The sequence below is a fragment of the Streptomyces sp. AJS327 genome (assembly GCF_013450295.1).
GTDB lineage: Bacteria > Actinomycetota > Actinomycetes > Streptomycetales > Streptomycetaceae > Streptomyces.
On record NZ_SKBR01000001.1, the window covers coordinates 473704 to 489631 of the forward strand.

General features: G+C 72.2%; 10 protein-coding genes and 1 pseudogene. 5 read left to right on the plus strand and 6 right to left on the minus strand.

The features are described 5' to 3' along the window. Positions 1 to 261 precede the first annotated feature (261 nt). A complete protein-coding gene (locus E0L36_RS01830; protein WP_180927088.1) occupies positions 262 to 1452 on the plus strand; it encodes a Gfo/Idh/MocA family protein in 1191 nt (396 codons plus the stop codon). Continuing rightward, the gene (locus E0L36_RS01835; protein WP_180927089.1) at positions 1449 to 2273 is read left to right on the plus strand and encodes a sugar phosphate isomerase/epimerase; all 825 of its coding nucleotides are present in this window, start codon (positions 1449 to 1451) and stop codon (positions 2271 to 2273) included. Before E0L36_RS01830 ends, E0L36_RS01835 begins: the two co-directional genes overlap by 4 nt. 563 nt (positions 2274 to 2836) lie before the next feature. Here E0L36_RS01835 and E0L36_RS27320 read toward each other — a convergent pair. The 3 genes and pseudogenes from E0L36_RS27320 to E0L36_RS01855 form a co-directional block, all read right to left on the minus strand. Beyond that, positions 2837 to 4868, minus strand: a pseudogene (locus tag E0L36_RS27320) (substrate-binding domain-containing protein). Beyond that, on the minus strand, positions 4858 to 6453 hold the full coding sequence (locus tag E0L36_RS01850; RefSeq protein WP_180927092.1) for a sugar ABC transporter ATP-binding protein: 1596 nt from the start codon (positions 6451 to 6453) through the stop codon (positions 4858 to 4860). Before E0L36_RS01850 ends, E0L36_RS27320 begins: the two are co-directional and overlap by 11 nt. After that, the gene (locus tag E0L36_RS01855; RefSeq protein WP_180927093.1) at positions 6450 to 7457 is read right to left on the minus strand and encodes a LacI family DNA-binding transcriptional regulator; all 1008 of its coding nucleotides are present in this window, start codon (positions 7455 to 7457) and stop codon (positions 6450 to 6452) included. Before E0L36_RS01855 ends, E0L36_RS01850 begins: the two co-directional genes overlap by 4 nt. Before the next feature lie 193 nt (positions 7458 to 7650). Between E0L36_RS01855 and E0L36_RS01860 the strand changes: the two genes are divergently transcribed. Both E0L36_RS01860 and E0L36_RS01865 read left to right on the plus strand, forming a co-directional pair. Next, positions 7651 to 9909, plus strand: coding sequence for an ATP-dependent RecD-like DNA helicase (locus E0L36_RS01860; RefSeq protein WP_180927094.1), 2259 nt, complete (start codon positions 7651 to 7653; stop codon positions 9907 to 9909). Between the two features lie 140 nt (positions 9910 to 10049). Beyond that, on the plus strand, positions 10050 to 11360 hold the full coding sequence (locus E0L36_RS01865) for a citrate synthase (protein WP_180927095.1): 1311 nt from the start codon (positions 10050 to 10052) through the stop codon (positions 11358 to 11360). Between the two features lie 659 nt (positions 11361 to 12019). On the opposite strand, the gene E0L36_RS01870 is transcribed toward E0L36_RS01865, so the two are convergent. The 3 genes from E0L36_RS01870 to E0L36_RS01880 all read right to left on the minus strand — a co-directional run bounded on the left by E0L36_RS01870 (position 12020) and on the right by E0L36_RS01880 (position 14198). Then, positions 12020 to 12238 (minus strand): heavy-metal-associated domain-containing protein, encoded by a 219-nt coding sequence (locus tag E0L36_RS01870; protein WP_180927096.1) that lies wholly within the window; start codon positions 12236 to 12238, stop codon positions 12020 to 12022. A 294-nt stretch (positions 12239 to 12532) separates the two neighbouring features. After that, the gene (locus tag E0L36_RS01875) at positions 12533 to 12727 is read right to left on the minus strand and encodes a MerR family DNA-binding transcriptional regulator (protein ID WP_180927097.1); all 195 of its coding nucleotides are present in this window, start codon (positions 12725 to 12727) and stop codon (positions 12533 to 12535) included. 496 nt (positions 12728 to 13223) lie between these two features. Further along, the gene (locus E0L36_RS01880) at positions 13224 to 14198 is read right to left on the minus strand and encodes a sugar phosphate isomerase/epimerase (RefSeq protein WP_180927098.1); all 975 of its coding nucleotides are present in this window, start codon (positions 14196 to 14198) and stop codon (positions 13224 to 13226) included. A gap of 450 nt (positions 14199 to 14648) precedes the next feature. Here E0L36_RS01880 and iolC point away from each other — a divergent pair, with 450 nt between their 5' ends. Continuing rightward, positions 14649 to 15800 (plus strand): 5-dehydro-2-deoxygluconokinase, encoded by a 1152-nt coding sequence (iolC, locus tag E0L36_RS01885; protein WP_180927099.1) that lies wholly within the window; start codon positions 14649 to 14651, stop codon positions 15798 to 15800. The last annotated feature ends 128 nt before the right edge of the window (positions 15801 to 15928 follow it).

Here is a 15928-nt window from a genome sequence, read left to right on the forward strand (position 1 = left end):
GCCGTTCCCCGCCGTTCGGACCCGCTCCGCCCCTGCCTGCCCAGCCCGGTCGGGTATCGCCCGTCCCGCCCGGCCCTGTTCGCCGGGCCCGGTCCCACCGTGCCGCCCCCGCACCGGCGTTCGCGGTCACGCGGGTGTGCCGTCCGCGAACGGGCGTGGTTCGGCGCCTTGTTCGGCCGTGTCCGGCCCGGCTAGGTTACCCGGACAGTAAGCGCTTACTGTCGCGGTGGGCGACGGCTGATGGGGAGAGGAAGCGGGCTGATGGAACGCGAGACGATCCGGATCGCGATGAACGGGGTGACCGGGCGGATGGGCCACCGCCAGCACCTCGTGCGGTCGATCCTGGCCCTGCGCGAGCGGGGCGGCGTGCCCCTGGACGACGGCCGGGTGCTGTGGCCGGAACCGGTGCTGGTGGGGCGCAGGCCCGAGGCGCTGAGGGCGCTGGCCGAACGGTACGGACTGGACCCCTCGGCGGTCTCCACCGACCTCGACGCGGTGCTGGCCGACGACCGCGTCCAGGTGTACTTCGACGCCCAACTCACCTCCGCCCGAGAGGAGTCGGTCCGTAAGGCCATCGCCGCGGGCAAGCACGTCTACGTGGAGAAGCCCTCGGCCACCACCTCCGAGGGCGCGCTGGAACTGGCCCGGCTCGCGGAGGCGGCCGGGGTGACGCACGGCATCGTGCAGGACAAGCTGTTCCTGCCGGGGCTGCGGAAGCTCAAACGGCTGGTGGACGCCGGCTTCTTCGGCCGAATCCTCTCGGTGCGCGGCGAGTTCGGCTACTGGGTCTTCGAGGGCGACTGGCAGGAGGCCCAGCGGCCCTCGTGGAACTACCGCGCGGAGGACGGCGGCGGCATCGTCGCCGACATGTTCCCGCACTGGGAGTACGTGCTCAGTGGCCTCTTCGGCCAGGTGCGTTCGGTGTGGGCGCTGGCCGCCACCCACCTGCCCGACCGCTGGGACGAACAGGGCGCGCACTACCCGGCGACGGCCGACGACGCCGCCTACGGAATCCTCGAAGTGGACGGCCCACACGGGCCGTTGGTCGCCCAGCTGAACTCCTCCTGGGCGGTGCGGGTACACCGGGACGAACTGGTCGAGTTCCAGGTGGACGGCGTCGAGGGCTCGGCGGTCGCCGGGCTGCGCCGCTGCCGGATCCAGCACCGGGCCACCACGCCCCGGCCGGTGTGGAACCCGGACCTGCCGCTCACCGAGTCCTTCCGCGACCAGTGGCAGGAGGTGCCGGACAACGGGGAGTTCGACAACGGCTTCCTCGCCCAGTGGGAGGCGTTCCTGCGGCTCGCCGCGCGCGGCGAGCCCTGCCCGTGGGACCTGTTCTCCGGGGCCCGGGGCGTCCGGCTGGCCGAACTCGCCCTGGCCTCCTCGGCGGACGGCCAGCGCCGCACCGTCCCGGAGGAGCTGGACGACACGGCCGGGGAGTCCGCCCGGTGAACCGGCTCTCCATCAACCAGCGCACCGTCGAGCAGCTCTCTCTCCCCGAACTCGTCGCGGTCTGCCGCGAGTCGGGCATCAACGGGGTGGGCCTGTGGCGCGAGCCGGTGCGGGCGTACGGCCTCCAGGAAGCGGCCCGGCTGGTGCGGGACGCCGGGCTGCGGGTGACCTCCCTCTGCCGGGGCGGCTTCCTCACCGACTCGGACCCGGCCGCGCGGGCGGTGGCCCTGGCGGACAACCGGGCCGCCATCGACGAGGCGGTGGCGCTGGGCACCGGCACGCTGGCCCTGGTCTCCGGCGGACTCCCCCCGGGCAGCCGGGACTTGGCCGGGGCCCGGGAACGCGTCCGGCGGGCGCTGGCCGAACTCGTCCCGTACGCCGCGGAGCGGGGCGTCCGGCTGGCGATCGAGCCACTGCACCCGATGTTCGCCTCCGACCGCTGCGTGGTCTCCACCCTCGGCCAGGCGCTCGACCTGGCCCGGGACTTCCCGGCCCGCCGGGTGGGCGTGGTGGTGGACACCTACCACCTGTGGTGGGACGAGCGGGTGCCCGGCCAACTCGCCGAGGCGGGCGCGGAGGACCGCATCGCGCTCGTCCAACTCGCGGACTGGATCACCCCGTTGCCCGAGGGCGTGCTGCTCGGCCGGGGCCAGCTGGGCGACGGCTGCGTCGACCTGCGCGGCTTCCTGGAGTGGACCCGGGCCGCTGGCTACACCGGCCCCGTCGAGGTGGAGATCTTCAACGAGCGGCTCTGGGCCCGGGACGGTGCCCGGGTGGTGGCCGAGACCGCCGAACGCTACGCCCGGTTCGCTCCGGGGTGACACCGCACCCCGCCACCCGGTCCGCGTCGTCCCGCGCCCCGGTGCCCGGGACGCCTCGTTCGCCGTCCCCCGTCCCCCGTCCCGCACCCGCCCGCCGCCGGGGTGATGGCCGGGTGCGGGACGGAGGACGGCCGGGGTGCGGGCTGGGGTGGATGTGCCGGAGAAAGTCGGCCGGGGCGTACAACCCCCGGTGGGGTGCGGCTGTCGTAGCGGGTGCCGGACGACCAGTGGAACCGGGGGATCGGGAACTCCGGGGGGTTTGGAGTTCCCGGGGGTTCCGGGGGGTGTGGCTCCGGCGGGGGGTGCGGGGTCCGGTTCCGCGGTGGGCGGAGCCGGACCCCGCCTGTCTCCCGGCCTGTCCCGGCCTGTCTCTCGTGTACCCGGTGTTTCCCGCGCGTCCCGGGTTTCCCGTGCCCGGAGGGCCACTCGCCCCTCGGCGCGGTGTGCCGCCTCCGCCCGGGCGCGGACGCACACGGCCCCGGTGGGTGTCCCGCTCGGGGCGGGTCCTCACCGGGGCCGTGCCAGGCCCGTGGGGCCGGTGGGCCGCCCGGGCCGGGGTGGGATCAGGAGAAGTCGTCGACGTTCTTCTGGTGCACGGCCTTGACCGGCACCTTGATGTTCTTGTCGACACTCTCGTCCTCGACGATGCGCATCGCGTTGCGGACCGACATCTTGCCCAGCTCGTCGGGCTGCTGTGCGATCGTGCAGCTCATCGACCCCTTCTTGACGGCCTTGATGGCCTCGGGGGTGCCGTCGAAGCCGATGACCTTGACATCGTTACCCGCCCGTCCCCGGAGGGCCTTCACCGCGCCGAGTGCCATCTCGTCGTTCTCGGCGAAGACCCCGTCGATGTCCGGGTGCGACTGGAGCAGGTTGGTGGTGACGTCCATCCCCTTGTCACGGAGGAAGTCCGCGGGCTGCTTCGCCGCGACCTTGATCCCCGGGAACTTCTTGATCCCCTCCTCGAAGCCCTTGCCGCGCTCGCGGGAGGCCGAGGTACCGGTCTGCCCGCGCAGCACGATGATCTTGCCCTTGCCGTCGAGCATGTCGGCCATCTGCTTGGCGGCCAGCTTGCCACCGCCCACGTTGTCCGAGGCGACGGTGGTCTTCACGTCGGGGCTGTCGATCGACCGGTCGGCCGCGACGACGGGTATGTCCGCGTTCTTCGCGGACTTGACCGAGGGAACGGCCGCCTTCGAGTCCACCGGGTTGATGATCAGCGCCTTGATGTCCTGCGCCGTCAGGTTCTGCACCTGGTTGGTCTGCTCGGAGGCGTCGTCCCGGGCGTTCTGGATGTTCAGCGAGACCCCGTGGGCCTTCGCCTCCTCCTCGGCGCCCTTCTTGAACTGGACGAAGAACGGGTTCAGCGCGGACAGCGCCATGCCCATCTTGACCTTGCCCTTGCCGCCCTCGGTGGACTCCCCGTCGTTGGCGGTCCCGCAGGCGCTGGTGAGAAGCGCGAGGGCTGCGACGGTCACCACGGCTGACGTGCTGTGTCTCTTGCTCATACTGCGTTTGTCCTTGCGGTTGGCGGCGGTTGAGATGAGCGCGCTGAACACCCGGCCCACCCCCGCCGGTTCATGGGGCTCCCGGCGGGACGGAAACTCAGGCGCGGCGACGCAGTGTATCGAGCAGAACCGCGAGAGCGATCACCGCTCCGATAACAACCTGCTGCCAAAATGTGGACACTTCAAGCAGGTTCAGCGCGTTCCGCAGTACCGCCAGGATCAACGCGCCGATCAGGGTCCAGGACGCCTTGCCGACACCACCCGCCAGACTGGCCCCGCCGATCACCACCGCCGCGATGGCGTCGAGTTCGTACCCCACCGCCGCGTCCGGCTGCGCCGAGGCGAGCCGGGAGGCCATCACGATCCCGGCGACGGCCGCGAACCCGCCGCACAGCGCGTAGATGACGAGCTTCTGGCGGGGGACCCGGATGCCGGAGAGCCGCGCCGCCTCCTCGTTGCCGCCGATCGCGTACATCGAACGGCCGCTGTAGGTACGGGCCAGCACGATCGCGGTGATGAGCCCCATCCCGGCCATCACGATCACCGAGATCTTCTCGTCGATGTCGGCGAACACGTCGGGGTAGAGGATCGGTTCACCCTGCGACACCACCAGCGCCATACCGCGCGCTATCGAGAGCATCGCCAACGTCGCGATGAACGGCGGCAGTTTGCCGTAGCTGATGAGCATCCCGTTCACCAGCCCGCACGCCGTGCCCGTGGCGATGGCGAGGGCGATCGCCACCGGAACCGGGAGCCCCTGCTCGGTGCTGAGGTAGCCGAGCATGATCGCGGAGAAGGCGGCCACCGAACCGACGGACAGGTCGATACCGCCGGAGACGATGACGAAGGTGACGCCGAACGCCAGGATCGCGGTGACCGACGCCTGGATCGCGATGTTGGTGAGGTTCTGGGTGCTGAAGAAGTTGTCCGAGAGCACCGTCATCGCCGCGATCATCAGGACCAGCGCGGTGAGCGCGCCGTTGTCCAGCAGGACCCGCCGCAGGACGCCCGGCTGCCCGCCCTCGCTACGGCCGCCGCCGGGTCCCTTGCTGCTCAGCCGGTGGCCCGGTTGGGTGTCAGTGGCCACGGTGTGTGCCCTCCATAGTGCTCGTTCCGGTCTCTCGGGTGCCGCCCGCCGCGTACGCGCCCGCGCCGGGCGCCGCCGAGCCGACGGCCAGTGCCATCACCGCGTCCTGGGTGGCGTCCCGCGCGGTGAGTTCGCCCGCGACCCGGCCCTGGGACATCACCAGGATCCGGTCGCTCATGCCCAGGACCTCGGGAAGGTCACTGGAGATCATCAGGACGGCGTGGCCGGCGGCCGTCAGCTCGTTGATCAGCTGGTAGATCTCGACCTTGGCGCCGATGTCGATGCCCCGCGTGGGCTCGTCCAGGATCAGCACCCGGCTCTCGGCCAGCAGCCACTTGCCGATCACGACCTTCTGCTGGTTGCCGCCGGAGAGGGTGCGCGCCCGCTGGTGCAGACCCGCCATCCGCACGGCCATCCGCTGCGCCACCCGGGCGGCGTCCTTCCGCTGCCGCCCGCGGTCGACGAACCCGGCGCGGGTCGCCGAACGCATCGCCACCAGGCCCAGGTTGTCCTGCACCGAGGCGTCCGGCAGCAGCCCCTGCCCCTTGCGGTCCTCCGGCACCAGACCGAGGCCCGCCGCGAGCGCGGCGTTCACGTCGTGGCGGGGCAGCGGCTGGCCCGCCACCTCCACCCGCCCGCTGTCGTACGGGTCGACGCCGAAGACCGCGCGGGCCACCTCCGTCCGCCCGGAGCCCACCAGCCCGGCCACGCCCAGCACCTCACCGGCGCGGAGTTCGAAGCCGACCTCGCTGAACTGGCCCTTGCGGGACAGCCCGGAGACCCGCAGCAGGGTCTCGGCGCCGGGCCGCGCGGCGGTGGTGTCGCGCGGGTACTGCTGCTCGATGCTGCGGCCGACCATCAGCCGCACCAGCTCGTCCCGTTCGGTGGTGGCGGGCACCTGCCCCACGCTGCGGCCGTCCCGCAGCACGGTGACCCGGTCCCCGATCGCCGGGATCTCCTCCAGGTGGTGGGTGATGAAGACGATGCCCACGCCTTCGGAGCGCAGCCGCCGTACGATGCCGAACAGCCGGTCCACCTCCTGCGAGGTGAGCACCGCGGTGGGCTCGTCCATGATCAGGACCCGGGCCCGCTGGCTCAGCGCCTTGGCGATCTCCACCATCTGCCGCCCGGCGATGCCCAGTTCACCGACCGGGGTGCGGGGCGAGGCCCGCACCCCGACCCGCTCCAGCAGCTCCGCCGCGTCCGTCTCCATCCGGCGCCGGTCGACCATGCCGAAGCGGCGCGGCTGACGGCCCAGATAGATGTTCTCCGCGATGGACAGCCGCGGCACCAGGTTGAACTCCTGGTGGATCGCGGCGATCCCGAGCCGTTCGGCGGTCTGCGCGCTGTCGATGCGCACCGGAGCGCCCTCGTACAGCACCCGGCCCTCGTCCGCGCGGTAGGCGCCGGACATCACCTTGATCAGCGTGCTCTTGCCCGCGCCGTTCTCGCCGAGCAGGACGTGCACCTCACCGGAGCGCAGGTCGAAGTCGACGCCGTCCAGGGCGACCACCCCGGGAAACGCCTTCCGTACGCCCTCGGTGCGCAGTAGTTCACGTCCGCCGGGCGCGTGCTCGGTGGTCAATGGCGGCTCCCTTCCTCTTCGCCGCAGGAGCGGCGCGCTATGAGACGGGCGGAGAGCGTGACGGAGTCCGCGCTCCGGCCCTCCGCGAGTTCGATGAGGGACTGCACCGCGCGGTGTCCCAGTTCGGCCGTCGGCTGCGCGATGGCCGTGATCGGCGGATCGGTGTGCAGGAACCAGGGGATGTCGTCGAAGGCGGCCAGCGCCATGTCCTCCGGTACCCGCAGCCCGCGCGAGCGCAGCTCCTCCATGACGCCCAGCGCCATCAGGTTGTCCGTGGCGAAGACCGCCTCCGGCGGCCGGGACAGCCGCAGGAACCCGGCGGCCGCCCGCCGTCCGCTGGCCGTCTGGAAGTCGCCCTGCCCGATGTACGCGGCGGGCAGCGGCAGCCCGTGCGCGTGCAGCGCCGAACGGAAGGCGGCGACGCGCTCGTTGCTGGTGGTCGTGGTGGCGGGGCCGGTGATGATGCCCAGCCGCCGGTGCCCCAGCCCGTAGAGGTGGGACACCAGGTCGTGGACGGCCGCGCGGCCGTCGGTGCGGACCACCGGGCAGTCGATCCCCGGTATCCAGCGGTCCACGAAGACGATCGGGGTCCCGGCGCGCGCCGCGTCCCGCACCAGGTCCCGGCCGCCGTCGGTGGGGGAGACCAGCAGTCCGTCGATGCGCCGGTCGAGCAGGGTGCGCACGTGGTGGTCCTGGAGCGCCGAGCGCTCGTCGGCGTTGCCGATGATCACGCTGTAGCCGTGGTGGCGCGCGGTGTCCTCGACGGAGCGGGCCAGTTCGGTGAAGAACGGGTTGAGCACGTCCCCGATGACGAGCCCCACGGTGCGGGTCTGGTCGGTACGGAGCGAGCGGGCCACGGCGTTGGGCCGGTAGCCCAGCTCCGTCACCGCCCGCAGCACACGTTCCCGGGTCTCCGGCCGGACGCCGTGGTGTCCGTTCAGCGCCCGGGAGACCGTCGCGACGGAGACTCCCGCGCGGGCTGCCACATCCTTGATTCCGACCATCGCCGCGGGGGAACTCCGTTGGGCCGTACGCGCATGGAAACGATTACATCGAACATGGGAAGGGATCCCCGGGCGCTCGCGCAAGAGCCCGACACCAGATCGTGACCGGGTGGCGCTGCCCAACGGGACGCGCGTTCCCGAGTGTTGAGCGTTCGGTCGACAGCCCGTCACTGTGCGGAGATACGGTCGGTGGATGTCCTTCCAGTCCGCGGTGCTTGAGGGCGTCCTCGAACGCATCACCTACGCCAATGACGAGACCGGCTACACCGTCGCCCGGGTCGACGGCGGTGGTGGCGGCGAACTGCTCACCGTCGTCGGCTCGCTGCTCGGCGCGCAGGTCGGTGAGTCCCTGCGGATGGAGGGCCGGTGGGGCTCCCACCCGCAGTACGGCCGCCAGTTCACGGTGGAGAACTACACGACGGTGCTGCCCGCCACCGTGCAGGGCATCCGCCGCTACCTCGGCTCCGGCCTGATCAAGGGGATCGGCCCGAAGACCGCCGACCGCATCGTCAGCCACTTCGGCACCACCACCCTCGACGTGATCGACGAGGACGCCGGGCGGCTGATCGAGGTGCCCGGCCTCGGCCCGAAGCGCACCAGCCGGATCGCCGCGGCCTGGGAGGAACAGAAGGCGATCAAGGAGGTGATGGTCTTTCTCCAGGGCGTCGGCGTCTCCACCTCCATCGCCGTGCGGATCTACAAGAAGTACGGCGACGCCTCCATCTCCGTGGTGCGTAACCAGCCCTACCGGCTGGCGGCCGACGTGTGGGGCATCGGCTTCCTCACCGCCGACCGGATCGCCCAGGCCGTCGGCATCCCGCACGACAGCCCGGACCGGGTCAAGGCCGGACTCCAGTACGCCCTCTCCCAGTCCACCGACCAGGGCCACTGTTACCTCCCCGAGGAGCGGCTCATCTCGGACGCGGTGAAGCTGCTCCAGGTCGACACCGGACTCGTCATCGAGTGCCTGGACGAACTGGCGGCCGAGGAGGAGGGCGTGGTGCGCGAGCGGGTCCCCGACCCGGCCGCCGAGGGCGACCCGGAGGGCGCCGACCGGATTACCGCCGTCTACCTCGTCCCCTTCCACCGCGCGGAACTCTCCCTCGCCGCCCAGCTCCTCCGGCTCCTGGAGGCCCCGGATGACCGCATCCCGCACTTCCACGACGTGGACTGGACGGCGGCGCTCGGCTGGCTCGCCACTCGCACCGGCGCCGAACTCGCGCCCGAGCAGGAGGAGGCCGTCCGGCTGGCGCTCACCTCCAGGGTCGCGGTGCTGACCGGCGGCCCGGGCTGCGGCAAGTCCTTCACCGTCCGCTCGGTGGTGGAACTGGCCCGCGCCAAGCGCGCGAAGGTGGTGCTGGCGGCGCCCACCGGCCGGGCCGCCAAGCGGTTGGCCGAGCTGACCGGTGCCGAGGCGTCCACCGTGCACCGGCTGCTGGAGCTGCGCCCCGGCGGGGACGCCGCGTACGACCGGGACCGGCCGCTCGACGCCGACCTGGTGGTGGTCGACGAGGCGTCGATGCTCGACCTGCTGCTCGCCAACAAGCTGGTCAAGGCGGTGGCGCCGGGCGCCCACCTGCTGCTGGTGGGCGACGTGGACCAACTCCCCTCGGTGGGCGCCGGGGAGGTGCTGCGGGACCTGCTCGACGAGCGGGGGCCGATCCCCGCCGTCCGGCTGCGGCGGATCTTCCGGCAGGCCCAGCAGTCGGGTGTGGTGACCAACGCGCACCGCATCAACTCCGGTACCCCGCCCGTCACCCAGGGGCTGCCGGACTTCTTCCTCTTCCCCGAGGAGGACACCGAGGAGGCCGGGCGGTTGACGGTCGACGTCGCCGCCCGCCGCGTCCCCGCCAAGTTCGGCCTGGACCCACGCCGGGACGTGCAGGTGCTCGCCCCGATGCACCGTGGCCCGGCGGGCGCGGGCACACTGAACGGCCTGCTCCAGCAGGCGGTCACCCCGGCCCGTCCGGACCTGCCCGAGAAGCGCTTCGGCGGCCGGATCTTCCGGGTGGGCGACAAGGTCACCCAGATCCGCAACAACTACGAGAAGGGCGCGAACGGCGTCTTCAACGGGACGGTCGGCGTGGTCACGGCGCTCAGCCAGGAGGAGCAGACCCTCACCGTCCGCACCGACGAGGACGAGGAGGTGGCCTACGACTTCGACGAGCTGGACGAGCTGGCCCACGCCTACGCGGTCACCATCCACCGCTCGCAGGGCAGCGAGTACCCGGCGGTGGTGATTCCGGTCACCACCGGAGCCTGGATGATGCTCCAGCGCAATCTGCTCTATACCGCCGTCACCCGGGCGAAGCGCCTGGTGGTGCTGGTCGGCTCGCGCAGGGCGCTCGGCCAGGCGGTGCGCAGTGTCTCGGCGGGGCGGCGCGGCACGGCGCTCGACCACCGGCTGCGCGACTCCGCCGCCTCAGCGCGCGGCCGAGGGGGTGACCGGTGAAGCTGGAGGGTGCAGGATGTTCCTAGGACGGCACTCCGTGCCATGAAAGAGCCCTTTGGCTGACCCCGAGTGCACCGCACAGCAGTTCATGGGGGACAGTGGGGAGAGTCAGGGCACCTCGAAGAAGAGGCACTACGTCGGTGAGGGATGACGTGAGCGACAACTCCGACAAGTCTGTAGTACTGCGGTACGGGGACGGCGAGTACAGCTACCCGGTCGTGGAGAGCACCGTTGGTGACCGCGGGGTCGACATCGGGAAGCTGCGTGCCGAGACCGGTCTGGTGACCCTGGACTCGGGCTATGGCAACACCGCCGCGTACAAGTCGGCCATCACCTATCTCGACGGTGAGCGGGGCATCCTGCGCTACCGCGGCTACCCGATCGAGCAGCTGGCCGAGCGTGGCTCCTTCCTGGAGACGGCGTACCTGCTGATCAACGGTGAGCTGCCCACCATCGACCAGCTGGCGCACTTCAAGAACGAGATCACCCAGCACACCCTGCTGCACGAGGACGTCAAGCGCTTCTACGACGGCTTCCCGCGCGACGCCCACCCGATGGCGATGCTGTCCTCCGTGGTCAGCGCGCTGTCGACCTTCTACCAGGACAGCCACAACCCGTTCGACGAGGAGCAGCGCCACCTCTCGACGATCCGCCTGCTGGCGAAGCTGCCGACCATCGCCGCCTACGCCTACAAGAAGGCGATCGGCCACCCGGTGGTCTACCCGAGCAACGACCTCGGCTACGTCGAGAACTTCCTCCGGATGACCTTCTCCGTCCCGGCTGCCGAGTACGAGCTGGACCCGACCGTCGTCTCCGCCCTCGACAAGCTCCTGATCCTGCACGCCGACCACGAGCAGAACTGCTCCACCTCCACCGTCCGGCTGGTGGGCTCCTCGCAGGCGAACATGTTCGCCTCGATCTCGGCGGGCATCAACGCGCTGTGGGGCCCCCTGCACGGCGGCGCCAACCAGAGCGTGCTGGAGATGCTCCAGAGCATCCAGGCGTCCGGCGGGGACGTCGACTCCTTCATCCGCAAGGTGAAGAACAAGGAGGACGGCGTCAAGCTGATGGGCTTCGGCCACCGGGTCTACAAGAGCTTCGACCCGCGGGCGCAGATCATCAAGACGGCGGCGCACGACGTGCTCTCCTCGCTCGGCAAGAGTGACGAACTGCTGGAGATCGCCCTGCGGCTGGAGGAGCACGCGCTCAGCGACGACTACTTCGTCGAGCGCAAGCTCTACCCGAACGTGGACTTCTACACCGGCCTGATCTACCGCGCGATGGGCTTCCCGAACAGCATGTTCACCGTGCTCTTCGCGCTGGGCCGACTGCCGGGCTGGATCGCCCAGTGGCACGAGATGATCAAGGAGCCGGGTTCCCGGATCGGTCGTCCGCGGCAGGTCTACACCGGCGTCGTCGAGCGTGAGTACGTGCCCGTCGAGGCTCGCTGAGCACGCCGCCGACCGGGCAGGACACACCGCCGGCCGGTCGGCGAACCGGCGTCGCGCCCCGGTGACTCCGGGGTCGCGGACGGCCACCCCACATACGGAGGGCCCCGATCCACTCGGATCGGGGCCCTCCGGTTGTGCGGGAATGTGGGGGAGATGTAAGTCACAGACTTTGGGGGGTAACCATCTCGGGGGGCTGTGTGTCTAACCGGGTGGCGGCGGCCTCCCGGCGGAGCCGTAGCCATCTGCCGGCCCACCGTTGGGAGTGGGGGGCGGCAGCAGCGGTGCGTGCGGTACGGGAGCGCTGAGCGGCCCTTCCGTACGCCGCGCCGTCGATGAACGCCCGGCTTGGATCCCGTGGGGGGAATCCAGTCGCCGGGAGACGAAAGCGCCCCGCCGTAGGGCCCGTGGGGGGACCTCACCGGCGGGGCGCCTTTCGTGTGTCCGCGGTCGCCCTTCGGTGGGTGCCCTCGGTGGGCGCCTCTCGACCGTCCCCCGGTCGTCCACCCGCTCCACGTTCCGGCCCTCCGGCCCCTCCGGGCACACACAAGTGGAGCCGCACACTCGACTTGGAGTATGCGGCTCCGCTTGGCTCGCGCGGTGCTGGCTGGGGCGCGCGGTGGCGGTGCCCGGAGGTGGGGCGCCTGTGCCGCGGCGCTGGCTCAGACGCGTCCGGCCAGCTCGTACCCCGCCTCGTCGATCGCCGCGCCGACCGCCGCGTCGTCGGGCTCGCCCGCCGTGACGATGGTGACCTCCCCGGCGGACGCCACGGCCTTCACCGAGGAGACGCCGTCGATCTCGGAGACCTCCTGGGAGATGGCGGTCTCGCAGTGGCCGCAGCTCATCCCGGTGACCTTGTAGGTGGTGGTGACGGTGCTCATGGGTTCTTCCTCACATGTGTGGTCGTGGCCGGGGCTGCCGCTCCGCCCTCGCTGTCGGTTCTGCTGGCACGGTGACCGGGGTGCACCGGGCGGAGCCGGGTACCCCGGGGGTTCCGCGTCCGATTTTATACCCCCCAAGGGTATGCGTCATCCCCGGGGTGCGCTCGGCGTCCCTCGCGGCCCGCCGGGTACCGGTCGTGCGGCGCGGACGGGGCGTGCGTCGGCGGGGGTGCCCGGTGGTCGGGGGTGCCCGGTGGCCGGGGTGTCCGCCGGTCCGGGGCGCGGTGGCCGGGGTCAGTGCTCCCGGCCGTAGCCGGGGCGGCGGGTGACCCAGTGCCGGATGGTGTCCGCGTGCCAGTAGGGCCTGCCGCCCTCGGTGAGATCGGGCGGCGGCAGCAGTCCGTGCTTCCGGTACGAGCGCACGGTGTCCGGGCGGACGCGAATGTGCGCGGCGATCTCCCGATACGACCACAGCTCACCGTCGGTCATCTCCTGGCACCTCCCACCGGGGCGACTGTTGATCAGTCAACCTCACTCGGTGAACGAGGGGCGGAGCGCTGTGGGGTGTGGCCGTTGTACGGCTGTGATGGGGAATCCGCCGAACGGTGACCCTTGCCCCGGACTGCCGCACCGCCGGACTGCCGGAGCGGTGGGGCGGTGGGGCGGTGGGGTGCGGCGGATGGGGCCACCGGGTGACGGGAGGGTGGCGAGCGGGGGCGGGGTGCGCTGGGGGCGTGGTGGACCCGGGCCGTCCGCCGGGTGTTGGAAGGTCCGGCGGACGGCCCGTCTGCGCGTCAGCACGTCCCCGTACCCCCGTTGGCCCCCGAGGCTCCGTGCTGACACCGGCGAAGACGGGCACCCTCGGGGTTCCGGTTCTCTCCGGTCCGCTTCTGTTACGCGCTGTTACGACCGTGGCGAAGTTGTGGCCCCCGGCCGGGAACGGAACCCGATGCCGGGGGCGCGGCCGGGGTGCGCGGCGGCCGGGTCAGGCGCCGCAGGAGCGCAGCAGCCGCCGGGTGCGGGTGGCGATCGGCAGCGGCTGGTCCGGGTCGCAGGGGTACATGTCCTGCTCGACGATGGCGAACAGGTCGACGTCCAGCTCCCGCGCGGCGTCCAGCACCGGCTCCAACGCCGGTACCCCGCGCGGGGGTTCGCACATCACGCCCTGGGCCACGGCCGGTCCGAAGGGCGTCCCGTTCCGCACCACCTCCGCGAGGACGTCCGGATCGACCTGCTTGAGGTGGAGGTAGCCGATCCGCTCGCCGTAGGTACGGAGCAGCTGGACGCTGTCCCCGCCGCAGTAGGCGTAGTGCCCGGTGTCCAGGCAGAGCCGCACCAGGTCGCGGTCGGTCTCCTCCAGGAAGCGGGTGACGTGCTCCTCGGTGTCGATGTGGGTGTCGGCGTGCGGGTGCACCACCAGCTCCAGCCCGTACTCCTCCCGCACGCGGTGTGCCAGCCGCTCCGTGCCGCCGGTCAGCTCCGCCCACTGCGCGTCGGTGAGTTCGGACGGTTCGATCAGCTCGGCCGTCCGGTCGTCCCGCCAGAACGACGGGATGACCACCAGGTGCGCGGCGCCCATCGCCTGGGTGAGCGCCGCGACCCGGCTGACGTGCTCCCAGGTCGCGTCCCACACGGCGGGGCCGCGGTGCAGCGAGGTGAAGACCGTCCCGGCCGAGACGCTGAGGTCGCGGGCCCGCACCTCGTCCGTCAGCCGCGCCGGGTCGGTGGGCAGGTAGCCGTAGGGCCCCAGCTCGATCCACTCGTAGCCAGCGGCGGCGACCTCGTCCAGGAAACGCTGCCAGGGCACCTGGTGGGGGTCGTCCGGGAACCAGACGCCCCACGAGTCCGGCGCCGAGCCAACGCGGATACGCCCGGACGGACCGGATGTGCCGGACGGGCTGGATGTGCCGGACGGACCGGGGGAGTTGGGGGAGGTGGGCGGGCCGGATGGGCTCGTCATTGCGCGTCCTCTCGTGGGCGTGGATGGGTGCTGGTCGCGCTCGGCGCCCGCGGTCCGCGACCGCCGGTGGGCCGCCTCCCGGTGTTCCAGTCCGCCGTCCGCCCGGGCGCTCCGTGTGAACGTCCGGGCCATCGTCGTTGGTTCTCCGCCGGTGCTGCTGCTCGTGCCGCTGGTGCAGGTGGTGTCGTTGCCGCCGCCGGTGTCGCCGTGGGTGCTGTGCTGCCGTGGGTGGGTCGTCTCCCAGTGTCGTCAGCGTCGGGCGCCGGCGTCGAGGGGCGCCCGCCCGGCGGCCGCGTGGCGTCCACGTCATCCGGTGCGGTGGGGATCGCGCCGGGGGAGTGCGCGGTGGGAACGGGGCGCCGGGTACGGCAACCTGGACGCGGCTGGGCCGGTCCGCTCCGCGCTGGTCCGGTGGGCGGGGCGGCCACCGGTATCGACGAAGGGGCAGTCATGACAGAGCCGTTCGAGGTCATCACCATGGGCCGGTCCGGGGTGGACCTCTACCCCCTCCAGACGGGGGTGGGCCTGGCCCGCGTCGAGACCTTCCAGAAGTTCCTGGGGGGCTCGCCCACCAACGTCGCCGTCGCCGCCGCGCGGTTGGGGCGGTCCGCCGCGCTGGTGAGCCGGACCGGGCAGGACCCCTTCGGGGAGTACGTGCGCGAGGCGCTGCGCGGCTTCGGCGTAGCTGACCGGTGGGTCACCCCCGTACCGCGCTACCCGACGCCCGTCACCTTCTGTGAGGTCTTCCCCCCGGACGACTTTCCGCTGTACTTCTACCGCGAGCCGAAGGCGCCCGACCTGGAGATCCGCACCCGGGAGCTGGACTTCGCGGCACTCGGTGACGCCCGCGTCCTCTGGATGACCGGCACCGGCCTCTGCGCCCAGCCCAGCCGGAGCGCCACCCTCGCCGCGCTCGCGCACCGTTCGGACACCGCCGCCACGGCGACCGGACGGGTGGCCACCGTGTTCGACCTCGACTGGCGGCCGATGTTCTGGGAACGCGCGGAGCCCGGTCCCGACGGGACCCCCGCCACCGGCGAGGGAAGCGGCCGGACGGACGGCGGGACGGACGCCGCTGTGGCGGGCGGCCCGGACGGCGGTGCGGCGGACGGTCCGGGCGGTGGGACCGGCGGCGGTGGCGGGAGGGGTGCGCCGGTGGCGGACGCGGGGGAGGTGGCCGAGCGGGCGGTCGCCGAGGCCCGGCGGCACTACCGGGCGGCTCTGCGGTTCGCCACGGTGGCGGTCGGCAACGTCGCGGAGTGCGCGGTCGCCACCGGCGAACGGGAGCCGGAGGCGTGCGCCGAGGCGCTGCTGGCCGCCGGGGTGGAACTCGCCGTGGTCAAGCGCGGCCCGGAGGGGGTGCTGGCGCTGCGCCGGGACGGGACGCGCGCCGCCGTACCGCCGCACCCCGTGGAGGTGGTGAACGGACTGGGCGCGGGGGACGCCTTCGGCGGCGCGCTCTGCCACGGGCTGCTGGCGGGCTGGGAGCTGGAGTACACCCTGCGGTACGCCAACGCGGCGGGCGCGCTGGTCGCCTCGCGGCTGGCCTGCTCCGCCGCGATGCCGGAGCCGTACGAGATCGAGGAGCTGCTGCGCGGCTGAGCGGAGCCCGGTTGCGGCGGGGCGCCGGTCGGGGTCGGGGGGTGCGAGGTCGGGCCGGACGGCCAGCGGCCAGCGGCCAGTTGTCGGGGCCGGGCGGTCAGCGGTCAGCGGTCAGTTGTCGGGGTGGG